This window comes from Cylindrospermum sp. FACHB-282, assembly GCF_014697195.1.
Lineage (GTDB): Bacteria > Cyanobacteriota > Cyanobacteriia > Cyanobacteriales > Nostocaceae > Cylindrospermum.
On the sequence record NZ_JACJRJ010000003.1, the window covers coordinates 142,432 to 165,899 of the forward strand.

Consider the following 23,468-nt stretch of genomic DNA (forward strand, 5'->3'; position numbering starts at 1 on the left):
TCTCTGCTTCTAAAATCTCTACTTCACCCCTACCCATTGTGTCACAGTTGCCATTCCTCGCCAGCCTAAAAATTTACCAATCGGTTCAGCGCGTTGAATCGCAATGCGGGTGAAATTACCGCCAACTTTCTCATACCATTGAAATAAGGTTTGCTCACCTTCAATAGTGACAACATTCGCCACTATTCGCCCACCTGGACGCAATGCTTCCCAGCAAATATCAAAAAGTCCCGGTGCTGTCACCCCACCACCAATAAAAATAGCATCTGGTTTGGGTAAGTCTTTGAGGACATCAGGGGCTTTACCTGGGATGATTTGCAGATTTGGTGTACCGAGAGATGCCGCATTATCGCTAATGTAATTTAGTCTAGATGAGTTTTGTTCAATGGCGATCGCCCGACATCGAGGATGACTCCGCATCCATTCAACAGAAATTGAACCACAACCGGCGCCCACATCCCATAATAACTCCCCTGGTAAGGGAGCTAAGGTTGATAAAGTAATCGCCCTCACTTCTCGCTTCGTTAGCTGTCCATCATGGTGATAGGCGAAATCTTGCAGTCCTGGTAATCTCGATAAAGCCATAACCCCAGCATCTGCGATACAATCAATGGCGATCGCATTTAAAGCAGCGATTTCTGTCTCCTTCCAAGATGCCGCAAAACTTTCAACAATCCGTTCCTCAATTCCACCCATCCGCTCCAAGACAGTGATTTTGCTATCACCATAACCGCTTTTTGTCAATATCTCCGCCACAATTCCCGGCGTTTCCTTCCCCTCACTCAAAATCAATAATTTCCCACCAGGATAAATGTAAGATTTCAGCAAAGCGGGTGGACGAGCGCATAAACTCAGAGTTTCCACTTCCGTTAAAGACCATCCCAATCTAGCGCAGGCGAGGCTAAAGGCTGAAGGTGCGGGGATAATTGTGATTTCTTCTATGGGAATGCGTCGCGTGAGAGTCACACCGATGCCGTAACACAAAGGATCACCACTTGCTAATATACAAATTAATTCACCCCGTCGCTGGATAATTTCCTCTACTGCGGCGCTAATTGGGGAAGTCCAGGGGATTTTTAGGCGTTGGTCATCGGGGGGTAACATAGCCAAATGGCGATCGCCTCCCACGATAATATTAGCTTGCCGAATCAGAGAAAGTGCGATCGCGCTTAATCCCTCTAACCCATCTTCACCTATTCCGACTATTGATAGCCATTTTGCCAGCTTTAAGCACGGCGTATTAAAATTGATTGACATCTGAATAAAATAATACCAAAAGTCTACTATGGGTCATTTCGATCATCTCCACAAAATCGAGCAAATGAACCCCCTCAAGGGTAGCGTCTCGTAAAGAAGCGGTACTAGTGCAACGCGACAAAAATAACTAACCAGTGAGATTCAACTCAAAAGCTTGTGGAATCTACTTTTTAAATTTTTAACACTTCGATTGCGCTCAGTGTTAAAGCCGAGCGGAGCCGAGGCTTTAATTGTTAATTTTTCATTCCGAGAAAGCAATACTAGCTCTCTTCCCCCTTTCGCCAAAACTGCCCTAAAATCTCCCCTGGATTCCTGTCCCAAGTATCAATATGCTCATATATCAAACAATCAGCATTGAGTTTGTATGTCGAGTAACCATTGAAAAATAACCGTGCCTTCCACGGAACACGTAAAACTCCCCGCACAGTCCATTTTGCTAAAATCCTATCTTCCCCTGACTGAGAAACCTCATGCACATCAAAATAAATTTGCGTAAAAAACAGCCGGGCATGAAATCGCAAAGTCCAAAATATAATGCGATAATTGAATTTATATTTAAACTTATTCACCGGGTCTTGAAAAAAGATATCCTTTGAATAGATATCATAGGAAATATCTTGCTCAAAAAGAGTCGGTAAATCCTGTTTGAGAATATTAATTACCCGTTCCACCTGCAATTGAGATTCCATAGCTTTTTTAAATAAATGGACGATATTGCCATTATTAGCCTACCTTTTAACAGATGCCGTCACCAGAAAAACCAGCCATAATTTATCTTAACAACAGTTAGATTATCCACTGGAGAAAATCAAAGATATGTCTGTCATCGAAACATCTTGGACACACGCATATATAACAACCAACGGCGTAAAACTACATTACGTCACCCAAGGGGATGGCCCCTTAATGCTGATGTTGCATGGGTTTCCTGAGTTTTGGTACTCTTGGCGGCATCAAATACCAGAATTTGCCAAAAACTTTAAAGTCGTCGCCCTTGATTTACGCGGCTACAACGATAGTGATAAGCCGAAAGAACAATCAGCCTATGTAATGGATGAATTAATCAAAGATATTGAAGGAGTAATTCAGGGGCTAGGATACGAAACCTGTATTTTAGTTGGACATGATTGGGGCGGTTTGATTGCCTGGAATTTTGCCTACGCCCACCCCGACATGGTAGAAAAATTAATTATCCTCAACCTCCCCCATCCCGCCAAATTCGCCGAAGGCTTACGCACTACCCAACAACTGCTACGCAGCAGCTATATGTTTCTTTTTCAAATACCCTTACTACCAGAATTACTTCTACAAGCTTTTGACTATGCCCCAATAGCCAATGCTATTCAAGGCACAGCATTTAATAAAAACGCCTTTACCCCAGCAGACATTGAAGCCTACAAAGATGCCGCCGGCAAACGTGGTGCTCTCACAGCAATGTTAAACTATTACCGCAACATTTTTCAGCCGCAAACACCCAAGAAAAATTGGAGCGTCCTAGAAGTGCCCACCCTATTGATTTGGGGAGAAAATGATACTGCACTCGGCAAAGAACTCACTTACGGCACCGCCACCTATGTCCGAGACTTTCAAATCAAGTATATTGCTAATTCTGGTCATTGGGTGCAGCAAGAACAGCCTGAGTTAGTCACACAGTATATGCGGGAATTTCTATTCTACTTAATTTAGCTTCATATCTTTTGCGGCTTTTACAATCTCGTTTTCACCCAATATCTTGGGTGATGCCGCCAAAAAGCACCGAGTTTACCCATCTAACGAGTAGATTTTGGATAAAGAACCGCCAATGAAAAGATAACTTTAATGAAACCCCAGTTCCAAGCATGGCTTGCTACACCAGAGTGTTTTAATAATTATGTCCGCTGTTTGTTGTTCAGCTTGATTTGGGTTTTAAATCCTAGTAGCAACTGCTCTAAGCTCCTCTACAATCTTTTTATTCTTATCATTTCTCGAACCGTAAAGCCTGGCTGAAAATATTGTTATTATTTCTAAGACATCTTGAGCTAAATCTTCTTCTTCTTCTTCAAAACTACTATCTTCTGTCCTATTAATAATTACTACTTCGGTACCAAAATGTTCGCACAAACTAAAAATTAGTTCACTCCCAAATCTGAGTAATCTGTCCTTATGAGTTATAACTAATCTTTCTACTTTATTATCCACAATTAAACGAATTAATCGCTTCAACCCTTTTTTACTATAGTTAAGACCAGAACCTAAATCTTCTATAATCTCAAATTGCCAACCATTCTGAGAGCAAAATAGTTCTACTACTTCTTTTTGTCTTTCTAAATCTTGCTTTTGGTCATGGCTAGATACTCTACAGTATCCAACTGTATAAGAAAGTTGAGATTTAACGCCTAGGAGTTGTGATAAATCATAACGCCTATGCCCGCTAGCAGTACGCTCAGGAACTAACTTACCTTCAGACTCCCACCTTCTGAGTGTTGAGGCACTTACACCCTTTATTTTCGCCGCTTCTGATATAGATAACTTACTCATACACCTATTATAGCTTATACTTTGAGTAAGTATGAGTAAGATTAGATAATTATTTTAATTCAGCACTTGACCCCAAACTAGACTCATATCGTGTCCGGTTAAAGACTTATCATTAAGACCGCAAGGGTGCTTTCTTGCAGGGGGAGAAAGAGTTTTCAGATTTTTGCACAGAAGCAGGAATCATAACTAATCAGCCGGACATGATATCAACCGCATTTCGGGCATCATCAGCCAAGCTGAAAAACATTATAACCATCTAGTGTAGTCAATCACCATCTTCAACCAATTTAGTGAGATAATGGGATAGTGAGGGAAAGAACGGATGCTAATTGATTACCAAAGGGGAAAATTATGAAAATCAAGCTATTAGCTGCTATAGCCTTAGTAACTCCCCTATTTATCATCGGCTCAGTCAAAGCTGAGAACAATCAGGACTTGCAAAAGTTGTTGTCAACTGGGGAATGTACTCAGTGCAACCTATCAGGAGTCAACCTCAGTGGTGCTCATTTAATTGGTGCTGATTTGCGAGGTGCAAATCTCCAAGGAGCTAACCTAACAAACGCTAACCTCGAAGGTGCTGACTTAACTGATGCAAACTTAGCAGGTGCTAACTTAACATCAGCTTATGTAACTAATGTGAATTTGAAGAAAGCCAATCTCAACGGGGTAAATTTTACCCGCGCCACGATTCACGATTCCAATGTGTATAAAGCATCAATGGATGATCTCAACCTCACTGAGGCTGGAATATTTAACACCGGCATCGGTATTGGTGGAGAAGATGGAGAAATTCCTGATTGGGATTAGGCTGAATTCATTAGGCTATTTAAAACCAATCACCCTAGGTGATTGCGGGTTTTAGTCCCCAGGAAACCACCCCTAGAAAAGTATTAATAAAAGTTAAACCTCTCCCCTTGATAGTAGTTTCCCTATTTTCAAGGTAGAGAGTTTTATTTTGCTAGTAGCTGTAGAAATCAGGTTATGGGCAACTTGTGAAATCGCCCATAACCTGAAAATCAACAGGCTAGTACATCATGGCGGAAATAAAGCTACCATTCAAATAGACCAAAAGCCTATGTCATAGCTTGTTGAATTTTGCATTCCGCCTTCTTGTAGCGTCTGATAGAGAGCCGATGGTTTTAACTTAACGCCTGAGCAGCCACCGCCGAAAGTGTCTGGTTGACTGCTTGTTTGAGCACATCTGCTTTATCAGTGCGCTCCCAAGGCAAATCTAAATCAGTCCTGCCAAAATGACCGTAAGCTGCGATGTCCTGATAAAAACGTCCGCCTCTTTCACTTGGAAGGTTGCGTAAATCGAAGGCATGGATAATTCCCGCTGGACGCAGTTCAAAGTTCTGTTTGATTAATTCCAGCAAGATTTCTTCATCCACTTTGCCAGTACCAAAGGTATCTACCAGGATGCTTGTTGGTCGCGCTACACCAATAGCATAGGATAGCTGGATTTCAACTTTTTCTGCCAACCCAGCGGCGATAATATTTTTCGCCACATAGCGAGCAGCATAAGCAGCAGAACGGTCTACCTTGGTGGGGTCTTTGCCAGAAAAAGCGCCGCCGCCATGTCGTGAATAGCCACCGTAGGTATCCACAATAATTTTCCGTCCTGTTAGTCCAGAGTCACCCTGAGGCCCGCCAATGACAAATTTGCCAGTAGGATTCACTAAAAAACGTGTTTCTTGATTTGGCTTAACGTCAATGTCTTCAAAAACAGGTTCGACCACTGCTGACCAGAGGTCTTGTTTAATCTTGGCTTGCACCGCCGCCTCATCCGTGATTTCCCCAATCTTGGCTGTATGCTGGGTAGAAATCAAGATTGTATCAATACCTACAGGGCGTCCATCTTCATAAGCTACGGTGACTTGGGTTTTGCCATCGGGACGCAAGTACGGTAAATCACCTGTTTTGCGAACTGCGGCTAGTCGGCGAGCAATGCGATGAGCGAGACTGATGGGTAAAGGCATCAGTTCTGGCGTTTCGTTGCAGGCAAAGCCAAACATGATCCCTTGATCACCTGCACCGATTTTATCGAATAGTTGTTCACTATCCTCAGCGCGGGTTTCTTGGGCAGTATTAACCCCTTGGGCAATATCAGGGGATTGTTCATCCAAAGCTACCAAAACGCTGGCGCTGTTAGCAGAAAATCCGTTATCAGCATCAGTATAGCCAATTTCAGCAATTTTTTTACGGGCGAGATGGACGTAGTTTACATTCGCTTTGGTGGTAATTTCACCCGTAATTAGCACCAAACCAGTATTAACCACAACTTCAGCAGCCACACGGCTAGTAGGGTCTTGTGTCAGTAAGGTATCGAGAATGGTATCAGAAATCTGATCGCAGATTTTATCTGGATGACCTTCGGTAACTGACTCGGAGGTGAATAGATAGCGACGTGACAAAGGACATTCCTCCTTTTATAGTGTTTTCACTGGCTAAATATGGATATTTAGTTTCAGCTACTAATTTCAGAAATCATAACAATATTTACACATAGATTAATTAGTGTCTTCTTATCTGGAAAAAAATTGCCAACTCTAGCTCCAGTATCTCTAAGAGACATAATATTCAGACATCCTCTAAGGGAATTTTTTAGGCAAAAAAGAGGGGACACCCAAAAGCGTCCCCGTAAGCTTTGACACAAACACTGCTGCTTTAAACTTGAACCGCCAGTTTTGCTTCTTTAGCTGTCAATTGCTCATAGGCAGTACGCATTTTTAAACCTGTCAGCACTTGGAACAAACCGGTACCATTATTGGAACCTGGATACTCACGGTGTTGGAGTAACAAGTGAGTCATCTCACCCTGGTACTTGGTGGATGTCTTGCTGAGATGGGTTTCGATGTAAATTACTTCTTCGAGATTGTCAAATTGACCATCTACTTCTAATACAGAGACGTAGCGGCCGTAGTAGACATCTGAACCGTAATACACTTGCATACCAGGATAGGAACAGGTGAGCTTACGTCCGCAGGGAGTCCACTGAATTGTTGATCCTTCATCAAAGAGGTAGGTTGGATCAAAGCCTTCCTTACCTTCCCGCTGAAGCATACGTACCCGTAAAACTTTGCGCTCCGTGTCGTTTTTGATCAAGTTCGTGGGTAATACTTGGAGAACCACATCGGCAAATTCTCTTTGTGGTTCAATAAATTTTTCAAAATCAGGTTTACGAGAATTGATTTGAGCTAAGACATCTTCGTAGCGATGTCCCCTTTCAGCCATATCTCGCTGGATTTTCCAGGCAATTTTGACTTCATCGCTAATGTCAAAATAGACGCTGAAATCAATTAGCGATCGCACCCGCTCATCATATAACGGATGCAGCCCTTCAACCACTATAATGTGGTTCGGCTCCACCCGCTCTGGCGGATCGAGCAAGCCGGTTTCGTGGTTGTAAATCGGCTTATCAATTCCTCGACCTTCTTTAAGCGCTTTAATTTGCTCATACATCAGGTCAAAATTGTTCGCCCTAGGGTCTAGTGCCGTTATCCCTGTTTCTTTACGCTGTTTGCGATCTAGGCAATGATAGTCATCCAAACAGATAACCGTCATTAAATCTTCACCAAACAAATCTATCAAACGACGCAAAAACGTAGATTTACCGCATCCAGAGTCTCCAGCTACTCCAATCAGTACCACGCGTTCCGGCTTAATAGTCATAAATCTCCTCTAAATACTAAAAAAGATGTGTCAATATTTTTTCACACAGCAGATTTTGAAGCCAGGAGTTTAACCCTTTGGTTTATCCTGCGTTCTTGCTACCCAACAAGCCTATTACGCATCAGACGTATACACAACAAAAAAATAGTTGTTATCTCGTCAGACTAGCCTGAATTAGCTGCTGGTAAGTATTTAATCCTAGTGGTACATTAGATTTTAACAGAAGGGGGTATTCTATAACAAGATTCGCTGTCAGGAAGATAAGAGTGGTTCCCCAATAATCTTGATGATTTAGTTGTTAATTTTAAAATACCCATCATCACCGCCCATAACTTAGTGTGGCCATCTCAGATCCAGCCGTGTGACTCTATATAATCAAGTCCATAAGAGATAATTTTTTCCCCTGGTAAATATTTTGGCGTTTCTGTATTTCCCTTTGGGGATCAAGATATTCACAGCTAGAATCTAGAGATTGAGTGGATGAGCTATGGGCATCCCCCCTTTGCCATAATCAGAGTACCGATTTAGCAAAAAATTCCAACAATCACTCTTTGAGCTTTCTCTTTCCACCTCTAGACTTGTTTGGAGGAGTTTCCCCACTCCCATATCGATGTCTCCAGAGACCTTAATTTTGACCTTCCCCGTGGGAGGAAGAGCTTTTTCTCAGATGTTGCGTTTTTCTTGTATATTTAGCTATGCAGGGGGATACTGGGAGTCAGCATATTTTGGTCTGGCTCTACTAGCAGCTTTTCTTGATCCTGGCAGGAATGGTGTTAATATAGTTGGTGCTATCAAAAATCAGTAAGTAAGGCGAAAAATATTTCCCAATGGAAATACTGGGTCAACGTCTGCGGTAGGGCATTCCGTAGACTTAAAACAAAGCTCAACGCCTACGCACAGCAATAGCTTTCCTTAGTTGAGAAGCCTATACTGTATGCTGGCATCAGTGTAGGATTATGTCACGGTATTGGAATTTCCACCCTCAAGCAAAGCTCGAGTAGGGAAAATTTCCAGAAACTAAAAAAACATAAAACATTAATTGGGACAAGTTCCTAGAGACACTAGGGAATTGAAGCTATAGCCCTCTGGGCATGGCTTGGCGTCACGGGAGAAAAAGTCTTGAATTTGGTTGGATACATCCTGCCAAGGTAAGCAGCCTCGTAGAACCAAGAATCCCTGCCCTTGCTGAATAGATGAGCATAGCGAAATTTGTTCAGTCTGGGGAGTGTTCACTTCCAGAATCTACTCTTGCGTACTGCTTTTGAGTAGTAAAATGCGATCGCCCTAACTGGATTGGTAGTTAACGAAAATAAAGATTAAATTGACTCATTATTAACATTCTCTCAAAGACTTATCTTCTACCTTAGAAGGTGAACAGGTGTGTTTTTTGCTATGCCTGCATGTCTTGGGCGATTGTACTTAGCAGGGCATTATGTGTATGATGCCGTTTTCCCTGAGTGTCAGTTATGTGAAACGAAAATCCGGTAAACTAAAGCTGGCATGGGATGGGAATAGTTTTTTTTTGATAAACGGTTAAGTAAATATCGGAGTGGTAGAACGAATGTACAATCAAGGTGCTGTTGAGGGTGCTGCCAACACAGAATTAGGTAGCCGCATCTTCGTCTACGAAGTGGTGGGTCTGCGTCAGAACGAAGAAACTGATCAAACGAACTACCCAATTCGTGAAAGTGGCAGTGTGTTCATCAGAGTGCCTTACAACCGCATGAATCAAGAAATGCGACGTATCACTCGCCTAGGCGGCAAAATTGTTAGTATTCAACCCATAACAGCTCTACAGCAAGTCAATGGTAAAGCCTCAACAGTGAGTGCTAACAGCGAAGTAAGCGAGTTAGCCGTATCTGGTGAGACTGCTAACAGCGAAGTAAGGGAGTTAGCCGTATCTGGTGAGACTGCTAACAGCGAAGTAAGGGAGTTAGCCGTATCTGGTGAGACTGCTAACAGTGAAGGGGATGGTAAAGCCACACCTGTGAACGCTAATAGTGAAGTCAAAGGCTTCGCTAAACCACAAGCTGAAGAACAGCTCAAGAAGAAGGATAAAAAAGGCAACACCATGACTCAAGCGAAAGCTAAAAAAGACGCCCACGCTGACGTTCCTGTTAATATTTACCGTCCCAACGCTCCGTATATTGGTAAGGTAATATCTAATGAACCGTTAGTCAAAGAAGGCGGGATTGGTATTGTTCAGCACATCAAGTTTGATATTTCTGGCGGGAATTTGAAATATCTTGAAGGTCAAAGTATCGGCATTATTCCGCCAGGTTTGGACAAAAATGGCAAGCCAGAAAAACTCAGACTATATTCAATCGCCTCAACCCGTCATGGTGACGACGTAGATGACAAGACAATCTCACTGTGCGTCCGCCAGTTGGAGTACAAGCACCCGGAAACTGGCGAAACAGTCTACGGTGTTTGCTCTACGCACCTGTGTTTCCTCCCACCAGGATCAGATGTAAAAATCACCGGGCCTGTAGGTAAGGAAATGCTGTTACCCAGCGATCCTGATGCCAATGTGATCATGTTGGCCACTGGAACAGGTATCGCTCCCATGCGGACTTACCTATGGCGGATGTTTAATGATGCCGAAAGAGCAGCTAACCCAGAATATCAGTTCAAGGGCTTCTCTTGGCTGATCTTTGGTGTGCCTACAACTCCCAACCTCCTATATAAGGAAGAACTGGAAGCCATCCAACAGAAGTATCCAGAAAACTTCCGCCTGACTGCTGCGATCAGCCGGGAACAAAAAAATCCCCAAGGTGGCAGAATGTATATCCAAGACCGCGTGGCAGAACACGCAGATGAACTGTGGAAATTGATTAAAGAAGAAAAAACCCACACTTACATCTGCGGTCTACGGGGTATGGAAGAAGGCATCGACGCAGCTTTGACAACTGCTGCTGCCAAGGAAGGAGTAACCTGGAGTGATTACCAGAAGGATCTCAAGAAAGCAGGCCGCTGGCACGTAGAAACCTACTAAGTTAGTCATTGGTCATTGAGTTAGGGCAACTAATAACTAACAAATGATAATCTGTAGGTGGGGCTTATGCTCCGCCTACAATTGTTATTGGTGAACTTGGGTGCAAAATTTGTGGGTGTGAAACTAGGAATACTGGGATTCGGTACCGTGGGGACAGGTACAGTACAACTTTTGCAAGACAGGGAAGGGCGTCACCCATTGTTGCAAGAGATTGAAATATATCGTGTGGGAGTGCGATCGCTTGATCAACCCCGTGCAGTAAAACTGCCGGAGGGTGTTTTAACTACAGATTTAGAAGCGATTGTCAACGATCCAGCAGTGGATATAGTTGTTGAGGTGATGGGTGGACTCGAACCGGCGCGATCGCTAATTCTCAAAGCGATCAGCAATGGTAAGCACGTAGTTACCGCCAATAAAGCGGTGATCGCCCGTTTTGGCGCAGAAATCTTTACAAACGCCAATCAAGCCGGGGTATATGTGATGCTAGAAGCTGCCGTTGGTGGTGGCATTCCTGTGATTCAACCCCTGAAACAGTCTTTAAGTGTTAACCGCATTCAAGCCGTGACTGGCATCATTAACGGCACAACTAACTACATCCTGACACGGATGCAAACAGAAGGCAGCAACTTCAACGATGTCTTAGCTGATGCCCAAAGATTAGGTTACGCTGAAGCTGACCCCACTGCTGATGTAGATGGCTTAGACGCAGGCGATAAAATTGCCATCCTCGCATCCTTAGCCTTTGGTGGACGTATCCACTTAGAAGATGTGTATTGTGAAGGAATTCGGCAAGTTAGCAAAACAGATATTGCCTATGCCGAAAAATTGGGATTTGTGATTAAATTATTAGCGATCGCCAAACGCCAAACTAAGGATAACTCCAAACTCTCAGTCAGAGTTCATCCCACCTTAGTACCCAAAGCCCACCCATTAGCTAGCGTTAACGGCGTATATAATGCCATTCTCGTGGAAGGGGAACCCATCGGACAAGTAATGTTTTTCGGACCTGGTGCTGGTGCGGGAGCAACTGCCAGTGCTGTATCATCAGATATCTTAAATCTTGTTGCTATCCTAAAAACCACTACAACTAACCCAAACCCCTTGTTAAGTTGTGGCCATGATGATTACTGTCAAATTGCCCCAATGGCAGAACTTGTAACTCGATTTTATGCCCGTTTCCTGACTAAAGACCAACCCAGCGTCATCGGTAACTTGGGTACTTGCTTTGGTAAGCATGGCGTTAGCTTAGAGTCAGTTGTACAAACTGGTGTTCATGGAGAACTAGCAGAAATTGTAGTTGTTACCCATGATGTTAGGGAAGGGGATTTTAGGCTGGCCCTTGCAGAAATTAGTACCCTGGAAGCAATAGAAAGCATTCCCAGCTTATTACGGGTACTGTAGTCTGATTGTTGGATTTCCCGGAAAATGGGATAAAATCTTCATTTTCGGAGAAATTAGCCTGAATAACCTGGATAACACCCTGCGGGGGAGCGTAGCAGCCCGCCAGAAGGCTTTCCGCAGGGGTAAAAAAATTACATATTAAGCTTCAGGGGTTTCTTTACCGACAACTTGTGATTTGAGGGTTGTGATTTCACTAGTCAACTCTTGCCTAGTAGAGGCTTTGAGTAAATAGCGGTAAACAAACCAGGCAGAGTAGCCAATACCAATCAACTCAAAGGTAGGTGCTACTAAAGGAAGATCATTCAACGCATCCAATATCGCCAAGAGTACCTTAACTGTGACAATTGATGTCAGAACTAAACCAAGGGTAACTAGAGGCTGCTTGTATTGATTAAAGAAGCTTCCCAGATATTCGGGCAATGTGCCTAAAAATTCAGAAACTTGTTCACCGTATTTTAGCCATTGCTCTTGAGACTGTACGGGAGGCTGGAGTTTGGTGATGGTTCCTGTTTGGCTATTGATTTCTGGCACTGTTGCCTCTTTTGACTTGATTTCAGTGAATTCTGGTTCTTGCATTTTCACTCCCATAAATTTGACAGTTGAGTTTCTCTAATCCGGACAATTACAACCACAAGGCTGTTGAGTAGGCAATGCACGAGTGCATCAGCACAACTGGTTTTAGGGTGCAAAGGGTTTTAGTGTCCTCTAACCATAGTTGCCCCCTCACCTCTACTGCATCAACTACAGGGTAGAAAGTCAGTAGAAGGGTAGAAGTCAGAAGGCGACAGGATGTATTGAAGTCAGCTTTCTGAGTTCTGTTTTTTGAATCAGCTGAAATCCTCAGGTTGCGATGATCCTCTGCCATGTCAGTTGCTGATAATCGTACTCATCGAAGTACAAATCATGCGAAAATCAGTCTACCTCTCATTTATACAAGTTTAAACGCCGATTCTATCTGATATTAAAGCTATCTTAAGCTGCCGCACGCTATTAACTTATAAGAAATAGGGAAAAATCTGCAAATCTAATATAAGATTATGTAAATAATCTAGTAGTTAATTATTTGTTTCTGTTATCAAACAAGATAATGTAAATGTTAATCACATTTACAGTGATTGTATAGGCTAGACTGATTTGGTAATTTTGGCGGGAGGGCAAGGATATTTGAGGAATGCCAACTCAAAAGCCAACCCCTGTTGACAGTAGTTCAGAAAGCAAACAAGTGCCAGCCGAAGAGTCATCGACAGACGAACTCCCGACTATAGAATTCCCCTCGCGCGGGAAACTCAAAGCTAGTTCTTGGCGCATCCATCAAAAAATTGGCTATGGATATTTTGTCGCAATTGGCATTGGCTTTTTCGGTTCATTGACTGGCTTGGTGCTGGCCAACTACTACCGGGGACGAGAAATCAGGCAATTAAATCAAGCCAATGAGCAAGGGCAACTACTGACTAATTATAAAGATGCGGTGGTAGGGGCACAATTGCATAGCTCTAACCTAGTTGCTGTATTGGAAGATCCACCACAGCTGTTAAGGACAAAAGCTAAATTTCTCCAGAGTGTTGAGAAAGCTAAGAAATTAGAGCAAAAAATTACCGACTTTATAGACAGTAAGCCTAAGCGACTAGCTGCAAATAGCGCTACTTTACAGAGTTTATTGCAGGATTACGGCACTAATTTAAAATCCTACATTGATCAAATAGAAGCTGTCTTACAGCAAATAGAAGCTGAAAAGGTGCAGCCACCGCAGGTTGTGGTAGCGCGAGAGCAGTTGCTGAAAATTATGCGTGGTCAAACTGCCATGCAGATAGATCGGCTTTCGGAAAATTTAACCAACATCCTCCGCACAGCCCAAGAGCAAGAGCAGGAAAGGCAAAAACAAGTAGAGCAGGCTAAAATAGTTGAGAGATTAATTGTGATCATGAGTATGCTGCTGTCGGTGGCGATCGCTGCTATTGTCGCATGGCGAACTAGTCGAGCGATCGCCGAACCCGTAATCACAGTTACTCAAGTAGCTGAACAGGTGGCGAGAAAATCTAATTTTGATTTGCGAGCTCCCATCACCACCGAAGATGAAATTGGCTTATTAGCCAAATCTCTCAACCGACTAATTGAGCGGGTATCTCAGCGAACTAAAGAACTACAACAAGCTAAAGAATTAGCGGAAGCTGCTAGCAAGGCAAAAAGCCGATTTTTGGCAAATGTCAGCCATGAGTTACGTACACCGTTAAATGCTGTAATTGGTTTGAGCCAACTGCTACAAGATGATGCTACCGATCTAGGGTTATCAGGAGATTTTATCACTGACCTGGAAACCATCAACTCTGCTGGCAGGCATCTTTTGGAACTGATTAACGACATCCTCGACTTGTCGAAAATTGAAGCGGGGAAAATTACCCTTTACCCGGAGACGTTTGAAATCGGGATATTGATTAATAACGTTGTCCTCACTGTCAAGCCGGCTATCGAAAAAAATGGCAATGTTTTGGAAGTAAATTGCGATCGGCAACTTGGCATGATGTACGCTGATCAAACAAGGATGCGACAGGTATTGTTAAATTTACTCAGTAACGCTGGCAAGTTCACCACCAATGGCAAGGTGACCCTCACAGTTAAGACTGAAAAGGAAGATTTACTGCGAGATTCACCTTTTGGCATTATTACTTTTACCGTCACCGACACAGGTATCGGGATGTCTCCCAGTCAACAGCAGCAGCTATTTCAACCCTTTACACAAGGGGATAACTCAACTACCAAAAAATATGGTGGTACTGGCTTAGGGTTAGCAATTAGTCACCACTTTTGCCAGATGATGGGCGGTGAGATTATTGTCAAAAGTCAGCTTGGGATTGGTTCTACTTTTACTGTGCGTCTACCACTGACGGTGCAAGATTGACACTCCGGTAAAAGGGTTGTTTTAAGATTTGATCATGTACAAATTAACTCAAAGGTAGTTGCGATCGCCAGGTTAGAAAAACACCATTAAAAATATGTGGTGTGGCACTTTCCATAATCTATTTTCTCCCATCCTCCCCTTTGATGGTTCCACTTGCCTCGGTCAGGTGGTGGCAATCGTTTTTTCCATGGTTATATATATCTGATAGTTACCATTGCATAAAATCTATAATTTTCTTGCTTGTGCTAATTAATTAAGTCAAAAAAGACCTAATCATAGTTTAAATAGAATAGTCATCATAAGTACCAATCTATAGAATAGAGAAGTCGGGGAGAATTTAGGCAAATATATAAGCTTTTACTTATAGGTCTAATCTAATATTTATTTAATAAATAAAGTTCAGAGTTGACAATTTTCATAAAAAAACCTGTAAACTAATCTCAATTAGCTGAGTGATGTCTCTTCGTCACACCAAGTCAAGAAATTAAACCAAGTTTTCAGGTATACAAGCAAGCCTTTTTTGCGTAAAAATGGCTGATTTTTAATGCCTAGATATAGATGGATAATTTCAGTTAAAGAGCGAGAAATCCCGTTATTTTCTTGCCTAAATTTTCATGATTAAAAAATAAAAATTTGAGTTAAGGAGATGTTATGACAGAATTTTTTAATCAATTTTCTCGCCGTAAATTTATGGCCACAGCGGTCGCATCAACAAGTGCTGTATTCCTCAAAGGCTGTTTAGGAAATCCACCTGAACCTGGTGGTAATGCTGGCAATTCTACAACATCTTCCATTCAACCAGTAGCTAATATTAGCCCAGAACAAAAACCAGAAACGACAAAAGCCAAACTTGGATATATCCCCATTGTTGAATCTGCGCCTCTAATTATTGCTAAAGAAAAAGGATTTTTTGCTAAATATGGAATGTCAGATGTAGAACTTTCTAAACAAGCTTCTTGGGGTTCAGCAAGAGACAACGTAGAAATTGGTTCTAGTGGTGGTGGTATTGATGGTGGTCAATGGCAAATGCCCATGCCACACTTAATTACAGAAGGTTTAATTACCAAAGGGAATAAACCAATTCCCATGTATGTCTTGGCGCAGTTAATTACACATGGTAACGGAATTGCGATCGCCAACAAACATCTAGGAAAAGGTATTAGCTTAAAACTCGATACCGCTAAACCCTTATTAGCCCAACTTAAATCCTCCACACCTTTCACCGCTGCCTTTACCTTCCCCCATGTTACCCAAGACTTATGGATTCGTTACTGGTTAGCAGCAAGTGGAATTGACCCAGATGCAGATGTCAAATTGCTGACAGTACCAGCGGCGCAAACCGTTGCTAACATGAAAACCGGCACAATGGATGCTTTCAGTACCGGCGACCCCTGGCCATTCCGTCTCGTTAACGACAAAATTGGTTTCATGGCTGCATTAACAGCCGAAATTTGGAAAAATCACCCCGAAGAATATTTTGCCATGAGAGGTGATTGGGTTGATCAAAATCCCAAAGCCACAAAAGCCTTATTAAAAGGCATCATGGAAGCCCAGCAATGGTTAGATAACTTTGACAACCGCAAAGAAGCAGCAGAAATTCTTGGTGCTAAAAAGTATTTTGGCTTATCTTCACCAGAAATTCTTGCAGACCCATTTCAAGGTAAATATGACATGGGTGATGGTCGCAAAATTGATGATAAAAAAATGGCTGCTTATTACTGGAAAGACGAAAAAGGCAGTGTTTCTTATCCTTACCAAAGTCATGACTTGTGGTTCATCATAGAAAACGTACGCTGGGGATTTTTGCCAAAAGATTATCTAGACAACGGTGCAGCCAAAGCCAAAGAATTAATCAAAAAAGTTAACCGTGAAGATATTTGGAAAGAAGCTGCTAAAGAATTAGGAGTATCTGCCGCTGACATTCCCACCAGTACATCTCGTGGAGTAGAAGAATTTTTTGATGATATTAAATTCGACCCTGAGAAGCCAGAAGAATATCTCAAGAGTCTGAAAATAAAAAAAGTCTCTGTTTAGTCATTAATAAATTTGAGGAGAACTACATCAATGACAGTAGCCCAAAAACGTGCCGCAAGTCCTAAATTTGATAATAGCTTTTTATCAAGTTTACAAAAGCAATTTCCTAATCTTGTTCCTCCAGTTATTGCGATTTTAATCTTCTTAGCTATTTGGCAACTATTTTCTTGGACTCCAGGTGCAACACTACCAGGGCCAATCCAAGTTATTCAAGACACTTGGATCTTGATTTTGTATCCCTTCTATGACAAAGGAGGAACTGATAAAGGTCTTTTTTGGCAAATATTAGCTAGTCTGCAACGAGTTGCCATTAGCTATACATTAGCGGCAATTGTCGGTATTGGCTTGGGTGTTTTGATTGGTGTAAATCAAACCATGTCAAAGGCTTTAGATCCCCTGTTTCAGTTACTAAGAACTGTACCCCCTTTGGCTTGGGTTCCTATTTCTTTAGCAGCTTTGCGGCAAAACGAACCAGCAGCATTATTCGTAATTTTTATCACCGCAATTTGGCCGATTCTCATTAATACTGCGGTGGGTGTAACTCAAATTCCCCAAGATTACAACAACGTTGCTAAAGTTCTGCAATTAAACCGCAAAGAATACTTTATCAACATTCTTATCCCCTCAGCACTACCTTACATATTCACTGGTTTAAGAATTGCCATTGGTTTAGCTTGGTTGGCAATTATCGCAGCAGAAATCGTCATGTCTGGGATTGTAGGAATTGGCTTTTTTATCTGGGATGCTTATCAAAATAACAACGTCAGTGAAGTGATTTTAGCCTTAGTTTACATCGGTATTGTTGGTCTAATCCTAGATAAACTCATGGCTGCGCTGCAAAACTGGATTTTACCTACTGAACAAAAATAGAGATTGGATAATGGGTAATGGGTAATGGGTAATGGGTAATGGGTGATTTTTCAAATCTCAAATCCCAAATCCCAAATCTCAAATCTCAAACCCCAAATCTCAAATCCCGAATCTCAAATCCTAAATCCCAAATTCCTAATACCCAATTACCAATTACCCATTACCAATCACCAATCACCAATTACCAATTACCCATTACCAATTACCAAATAATATGTCTATATTTGTTGGCGTTGAGCAAATTGATAAAGTTTTTGAATTAACCGGTGGGGGACAATATATTGCCCTCAAAGGTATTGATCTACAAATTAGAAAAGGCGAATTTGTTTCTCTTATCGGTCACTCCGGTTGCGGAAAATCCACTCTTTTAAACATGATTGCCGGTTTGGACTTACCAACAGAAGGTTTGGTGACTTTGGAAGGACAAAGAATCAGCAAACCAGGGCCAGATAGAATGGTGGTGTTTCAAAATTATTCTCTCTTACCTTGGCGGACAGTTAGAGAAAATATTGCCTTAGCTGTAGATTCAGTCTTAAATGGGATGCCGGCAGCCGAACGTAAAGCCATAATCGACAAACACATAGATATGGTAGGTTTGCGTCCCCATGCAGACAAACAACCGGGAATGTTATCAGGTGGACAAAAACAACGGGTAGCGATCGCCCGCGCTTTGGCAATTCGTCCTAAACTATTACTATTAGATGAACCCTTTGGGGCATTAGACGCACTGACTCGCGGGAACTTGCAAGAACAATTAATGCAAATCTGCGAAGAAAATCAAGTTACCGCCGTGATGGTGACACACGACGTAGACGAAGCCGTGTTGTTATCTGACAGAATCGTCATGTTAACCAACGGGCCAGAATCGAAAATTGGTGACATTTTAGAAGTTGATATTCCCAGACCCCGCAAACGCATGGAAGTAGTAGAACATCCCAGTTACTACAGTTTGCGGAGTGAAATGATTTATTTCCTCAACCAACAAAAACGCATCAAGAAATTACGCGCTAGAAAAACTGCTGCGGTTGTTCGTCATGGCTTAGAAAAAGTTAATTTAGAGATTGGCTTCTTACCCCTTACCGCTTGCGCCCCTCTCGCCATAGCCAAAGAAAAAGGCTTTTTCATCAAACATGGTTTAGATGAAGTCAATTTAGTCCGGGAAAGCAGTTGGCGGGGAATTGTGGATGGGATGACAGGCGGTTATTTAGATGCGGCACAAATGCCATCTGGGATGCCAATGTGGTTAAGTTTGGGAGGGAATAAAAACGAACCCTTACCCGTTGTCACCGCCTTGACCATGACCCGCAACGGTAACGCCATCACCTTAGCAAAACGCTTTTATGACGAAGGCGTCCGCAGTTTATCCGACTTCAAAAATTACCTTCTCAAGACCTGCGAACAACAACACAGAATGGGCGTAGTCCATCCTGCATCAATGCACAACTTATTGCTACGTTATTGGTTAGCAGCAGGAGGAATTGATCCCGATGTTGATGTAGCTATGAAAAATATCCCCCCCGCCCAGATGGTAGTAGATTTAAAAGGCGGAACCATTGACGGCTACTCTGTCGGCGAACCTTGGAATTATCGCGCTGCGGTAGAAGGTTCAGGCTTTACCATTGCGACTGATTTAGAAGTTTGGTTAGGACACCCCGGTAAAGTTTTGGGAGTACGAGAAGATTGGGCAGAAACTTATCCTAATACCCATATTGCTTTAACCAAAGCCTTATTAGAAGCTTGCCAATATTGTGCAAATCCTGCCAACGCCCAAGAAGTTCGCCAAATTTTAGCAAGTCGGGAATATGTCAGCACAGATATTGAGTACATTCAAATTGAAGACCCGAATGGTGCTACCTGTGACTTAGACCATCCCATGAGGGAATATGCCCATCACCAATTTTATTCTGAGTCTGCGATTAATCGCCCCAGTCGGACTGAACAAATTTGGATTATGACTCAATTAGCCCGTTGGGGTGATACTCCCTTCCCCAGAAATTGGGTGGAAATTGTGGAAAGAGTTTGTCGAGTGCGTGTTTTCAGTACCGCTGCTAGAGAATTAGGATTAGATATTAGTTACACCCGTCAACCAATTCAATTATTTGATGGTAAACCCTTCAACGCCGATGACCCCATTAGCTATCTTAACGACCTAGAAATCAAACGCGACTTCTCCATAGCCGAAGTTGTTCTAGATACCCCCAGAAGAACAGCAGCTTAATCAATTCAAAATTCAAAATTCAAAATTCAAAATTCAAAACTCAAAATTTCTCGTTCCCATACTCTGTATGGGAATGAATTATGGAAGGTTCTGCCTTCGGTGTCACCAGAGGCAGAGCCTCTTGATAGCATTCCCAGCCTGAGACTGGGAACGAGATAAAAATAGAGCCTCCGGCTCCCGTAAGGGATACAAAATTCAAAATTCAAAATTCAAAAAAATGCAAAACCGCAACTTTAAATCTACCAACACGGCTACAAGCACAATCAGCCGTCAGCCTTTCCTAGAAATTAAGGATGTTTGCAAAGTCTATCCCACCAAGAAAGGGCCATTTACCGTCCTTGATGGTGTTAACCTCAACGTTGAAAAAGGCGAATTTCTTTGCGTTATCGGCCACTCTGGTTGTGGAAAGTCAACGCTGTTAAATATGGTTTCTGGTTTCAACTTTCCCACCACCGGACAAGTGCTGTTAGAAGGAGAACCAATTACCAAACCAGGCCCTGACAGAATGGTGGTTTTCCAAAATTATGCCTTATTACCTTGGCGGACTGCCTTTGAAAATATTTATTTGGCTGTAAATGCTGTTTACCCCACCAAACCAGAAGCAGAAAAACGGGCTATTGTGCGGGATCATTTGGCCATGGTGGGTTTAGGTGACGCCATGGAAAAGAAACCCATGCAAATGTCTGGGGGGATGAGACAGCGGGTTTCTATCGCCCGTGCTTTGGCTATTCGTCCGAAAGTGCTGATTTTAGATGAACCTTTTGGGGCGTTGGATGCTATCACTAAGGAAGAATTACAGGAAGAGTTGCTGAAAATTTGGGGTGATAATCGTTGTACGGTGCTGATGATTACCCATGATATTGATGAGGCGCTATTTTTGGCTGATAAGTTGGTGATGATGACCAATGGCCCTCATGCGAAAATTGGGGAAGTGATGGAAATTCCCTTTGCAAGGCCACGCGATCGCGCCAGAATTATGGAAGATCCTCAATATTACCAACTCCGTAACTATGCTTTAGATTTCTTGTTTAATCGCTTTGCCCATGATGATGTAGGTTAATATACCTGGGGCGAATAATAGTTCGCCCGTAGATAAAATAAAAAATTGAGATAATGATTCACTATTTAGGATTGCTATGTTGATAGTTATGAACAGCCTATAGAAAGCTATAGAAAGACATGGAAAGGTTGCACTTGAGATAATCATCTGATATGTCTTGATTGTTATCATTTTAAGAGAAGCGATTCTTTTTCCAGTCGCATTGGCTATCCATGACCACAAGCATTGACTTTCTCAGCCACCTTAACCCTAGCCAACGTCAAGCCGTCGAACACTACTGCGGCCCGTTGCTAGTTGTTGCTGGCGCAGGTTCCGGTAAAACCCGTGCGCTAACTTATCGTATTGCTAACCTGATTCTCAAAAATCGGGTAGATCCAGAAAATATCCTGGCGGTTACCTTCACCAACAAAGCCGCGAGGGAGATGAAAGAACGGATTCAACGGTTATTTGCTGAACAGTTGGCGATGTCACAACATGGTCAGCGGTTGGATTTGTTGACAGAATACCAGCAAACTCAGTTGCGATCGCAAGTTTACAAAAACACCATCAAAAATATGTGGTGTGGGACGTTCCACAGCCTATTTTCTCGCATCCTCCGTTTTGATATCGAAAAATATCAAGATGAAAAAGGACGTCGCTGGAATCGTAATTTCTCCATCTTTGATGAATCTGACGTTCAAACTTTGATTAAAGATATCGTCACTAAACAGCTAAACCTCGACGATAAGAAATTTGATGCTCGTTCTGTTCGCTATGCTATTAGTAATGCTAAAAACCAAGGCTTATCACCCCAGCAATTCGAGCTAGAACAACCAAATTATCGCGGTAGAGTAATTGCCCAAGTCTATAATTCCTATCAGGATAGACTAGCAGAAAATAACGCCCTTGATTTTGATGATTTGATTCTAACTCCTACCAGATTATTTCAGCAAAATGAACAAGTATTAAGTTACTGGCATCGTAAATTTTGCCATATTCTTGTAGATGAATATCAGGATACTAACCGCACTCAATACGACTTAATCCGCCTATTAGTGACAAATGGGGAAGACAGTAAGAGTGCCTGGGAATGGCAAAATCGCTCGGTTTTTGTCGTAGGTGATGCTGACCAGTCAATTTACAGCTTTAGAATGGCAGATTTCACCATTTTGCTAGAATTTCAGCAAGATTTTGGTGATGGCTTGGAGGATGATGACACCCGAACAATGGTGAAACTTGAGGAAAATTATCGCTCTTGTGAAAACATTCTCGAAGCTGCTAATGAATTAATTGAAAATAATACCCAACGGATTGATAAAGTCCTTAAACCGACGCGGGGGGCTGGTGAGAAAATTTATTTTCATAAAGCAGATAATGAAATGGAGGAAGCCGATTTTGTTATCGGTCAAATTCGGACTTTAGAATACCAAAATCCAGATATAAACTGGGGTAGTTTCGCTATACTTTATCGCACTAACGCTCAATCTCGTCCTTTTGAAGATTTATTAGTTAAATATCAAATTCCTTACACCGTTGTGGGAGGAATGAGGTTTTACGATCGCAAAGAAATTAAAGATGTAGTCGCTTATCTACGCGCGATCGCTAACCCATCTGATACAGTTAGTTTATTACGAGTTATCAATACTCCCCGGCGAGGAATTGGCAGAACCACTATTGAAGCTTTGATCAACGCTTCTCAGCAATTAGGGACAAACCTGTGGGAAATACTGAGCGATGAAACATCAGTTAATACCTTAGCTGGAAGGGCAACAAAAGCCGTAAATGGCTTTGCCCAAATGATTCAAAAATGGCAAGGAAATATTGCCACCATGCCCGTTACAGAGGTGGTAAATGGCATTATCGAAGACTCTGGTTACGTCCAAGACTTGATGAATCAAGGCACAGATGAAGCCACCGATAGGGTGCAAAACGTCCAGGAACTTTACAACGCCGCCCTGCAATTTCAAGAAGAAAACGAAGAGGTTAGCTTGCAAGCATTCCTGCAAAGTGCTGCCCTCAGTTCCGATTTGGATAACTTAAAAGAAGGGAAAGCAACCGTTTCGCTGATGACTTTGCACGCTTCCAAAGGGCTGGAATTCCCCGTAGTCTTTTTGGTGGGGTTAGAACAGGGGCTATTTCCTAACTACCGTTCCATCAATGATCCAGCATCATTGGAAGAAGAACGCCGTTTGTGTTATGTGGGAATTACTCGCGCCCAAGAACGGTTATTTTTATCACACGCCCGCGAACGCCGTTTATATGGTTCTCGTGAACCCGCGATGCGATCGCAATTTCTCGACGAACTACCAGAAGAGTTATTAACGAATCAACATAAAAGTAGTCGCAGTTTTACTAAAGGTGCTGCTTCGACAAGTACCAAGCAAGATACAAAACAAAATTGGCAAGTAGGCGACAGAGTTTTACATAAAACTTTTGGCATTGGAGAAATTACCCATATTTTTGGCACAGGTAACAAGTTATCTGTAGCGATTAAATTCTCTAGTTTAGGGCAAAAAATTGTTGACCCCAGAGTAGCGCAATTACAAAAACTGGACTAAATATTTTTCAT

16 protein-coding genes are annotated in these 23,468 nt (G+C 42.3%); 10 read left to right on the plus strand and 6 right to left on the minus strand.

Annotation, left to right across the window (positions count from 1 at the left end; genetic code table 11):
• Window positions 1-18: 18 nt before the first annotated feature.
• Together cbiE and H6G32_RS02685 are read right to left on the minus strand one after the other, a co-directional pair.
• Window positions 19-1,257 carry a precorrin-6y C5,15-methyltransferase (decarboxylating) subunit CbiE gene (gene cbiE, locus H6G32_RS02680; RefSeq protein ID WP_190454359.1) on the minus strand — a complete coding sequence of 413 codons (1,239 nt, stop codon included), beginning with the start codon at window positions 1,255-1,257 and terminating at the stop codon, window positions 19-21.
• A 260-nt stretch (window positions 1,258-1,517) separates the two neighbouring features.
• A complete protein-coding gene (locus H6G32_RS02685) occupies window positions 1,518-1,946 on the minus strand; it encodes a DUF2358 domain-containing protein (protein WP_190454362.1) in 429 nt (142 codons plus the stop codon).
• Window positions 1,947-2,073: 127 nt separating this feature from the next.
• Between H6G32_RS02685 and H6G32_RS02690 the strand changes: the two genes are divergently transcribed.
• Window positions 2,074-2,943: an alpha/beta fold hydrolase gene (locus H6G32_RS02690; protein ID WP_190454365.1), complete on the plus strand. Its 870-nt coding sequence runs from the start codon at window positions 2,074-2,076 to the stop codon at window positions 2,941-2,943.
• Between the two features lie 219 nt (window positions 2,944-3,162).
• Here the strand turns inward: H6G32_RS02690 and H6G32_RS02695 are convergent, their stop codons facing one another.
• On the minus strand, window positions 3,163-3,774 hold the full coding sequence (locus tag H6G32_RS02695) for an IS607 family transposase (protein WP_190454368.1): 612 nt from the start codon (window positions 3,772-3,774) through the stop codon (window positions 3,163-3,165).
• A gap of 351 nt (window positions 3,775-4,125) precedes the next feature.
• Between H6G32_RS02695 and H6G32_RS02700 the strand changes: the two genes are divergently transcribed.
• A complete protein-coding gene (locus H6G32_RS02700) occupies window positions 4,126-4,581 on the plus strand; it encodes a pentapeptide repeat-containing protein (RefSeq protein WP_190454370.1) in 456 nt (151 codons plus the stop codon).
• Between the two features lie 332 nt (window positions 4,582-4,913).
• Here H6G32_RS02700 and metK read toward each other — a convergent pair whose 3' ends face one another.
• Both metK and H6G32_RS02710 read right to left on the minus strand, forming a co-directional pair.
• Window positions 4,914-6,188, minus strand: a complete 1,275-nt coding sequence (gene metK / locus H6G32_RS02705) for a methionine adenosyltransferase (protein WP_190454373.1) — start codon at window positions 6,186-6,188, stop codon at window positions 4,914-4,916.
• A gap of 253 nt (window positions 6,189-6,441) precedes the next feature.
• On the minus strand, window positions 6,442-7,446 hold the full coding sequence (locus H6G32_RS02710) for a phosphoribulokinase (RefSeq protein WP_190454376.1): 1,005 nt from the start codon (window positions 7,444-7,446) through the stop codon (window positions 6,442-6,444).
• 1,561 nt (window positions 7,447-9,007) lie between these two features.
• Between H6G32_RS02710 and petH the strand changes: the two genes are divergently transcribed.
• Window positions 9,008-10,441 (plus strand): ferredoxin--NADP reductase, encoded by a 1,434-nt coding sequence (gene petH, locus H6G32_RS02715; protein ID WP_190454379.1) that lies wholly within the window; start codon window positions 9,008-9,010, stop codon window positions 10,439-10,441.
• Between the two features lie 111 nt (window positions 10,442-10,552).
• Window positions 10,553-11,842, plus strand: coding sequence for a homoserine dehydrogenase (locus H6G32_RS02720; protein ID WP_190454515.1), 1,290 nt, complete (start codon window positions 10,553-10,555; stop codon window positions 11,840-11,842).
• A 138-nt stretch (window positions 11,843-11,980) separates the two neighbouring features.
• On the opposite strand, the gene H6G32_RS02725 is transcribed toward H6G32_RS02720, so the two are convergent.
• Window positions 11,981-12,418, minus strand: coding sequence for a CAAD domain-containing protein (locus H6G32_RS02725; RefSeq protein ID WP_190454383.1), 438 nt, complete (start codon window positions 12,416-12,418; stop codon window positions 11,981-11,983).
• Window positions 12,419-13,013: 595 nt separating this feature from the next.
• Between H6G32_RS02725 and H6G32_RS02730 the strand changes: the two genes are divergently transcribed.
• The 6 genes from H6G32_RS02730 to pcrA all read left to right on the plus strand — a co-directional run bounded on the left by H6G32_RS02730 (window position 13,014) and on the right by pcrA (window position 23,457).
• A complete protein-coding gene (locus H6G32_RS02730; protein ID WP_190454386.1) occupies window positions 13,014-14,738 on the plus strand; it encodes a sensor histidine kinase in 1,725 nt (574 codons plus the stop codon).
• A 651-nt stretch (window positions 14,739-15,389) separates the two neighbouring features.
• Window positions 15,390-16,772, plus strand: coding sequence for a CmpA/NrtA family ABC transporter substrate-binding protein (locus tag H6G32_RS02735; protein ID WP_190454389.1), 1,383 nt, complete (start codon window positions 15,390-15,392; stop codon window positions 16,770-16,772).
• Between the two features lie 30 nt (window positions 16,773-16,802).
• Entirely contained in the window at window positions 16,803-17,642 is an 840-nt protein-coding gene (ntrB, locus tag H6G32_RS02740) for a nitrate ABC transporter permease (protein ID WP_190454392.1), read from the plus strand.
• A gap of 214 nt (window positions 17,643-17,856) precedes the next feature.
• A complete protein-coding gene (locus H6G32_RS02745; protein WP_190454395.1) occupies window positions 17,857-19,860 on the plus strand; it encodes an ABC transporter ATP-binding/substrate-binding protein in 2,004 nt (667 codons plus the stop codon).
• A 217-nt stretch (window positions 19,861-20,077) separates the two neighbouring features.
• On the plus strand, window positions 20,078-20,920 hold the full coding sequence (locus tag H6G32_RS02750) for a nitrate ABC transporter ATP-binding protein (RefSeq protein WP_190454398.1): 843 nt from the start codon (window positions 20,078-20,080) through the stop codon (window positions 20,918-20,920).
• 212 nt (window positions 20,921-21,132) lie between these two features.
• Entirely contained in the window at window positions 21,133-23,457 is a 2,325-nt protein-coding gene (gene pcrA, locus H6G32_RS02755; RefSeq protein ID WP_190454402.1) for a DNA helicase PcrA, read from the plus strand.
• Window positions 23,458-23,468: the final 11 nt, after the last annotated feature.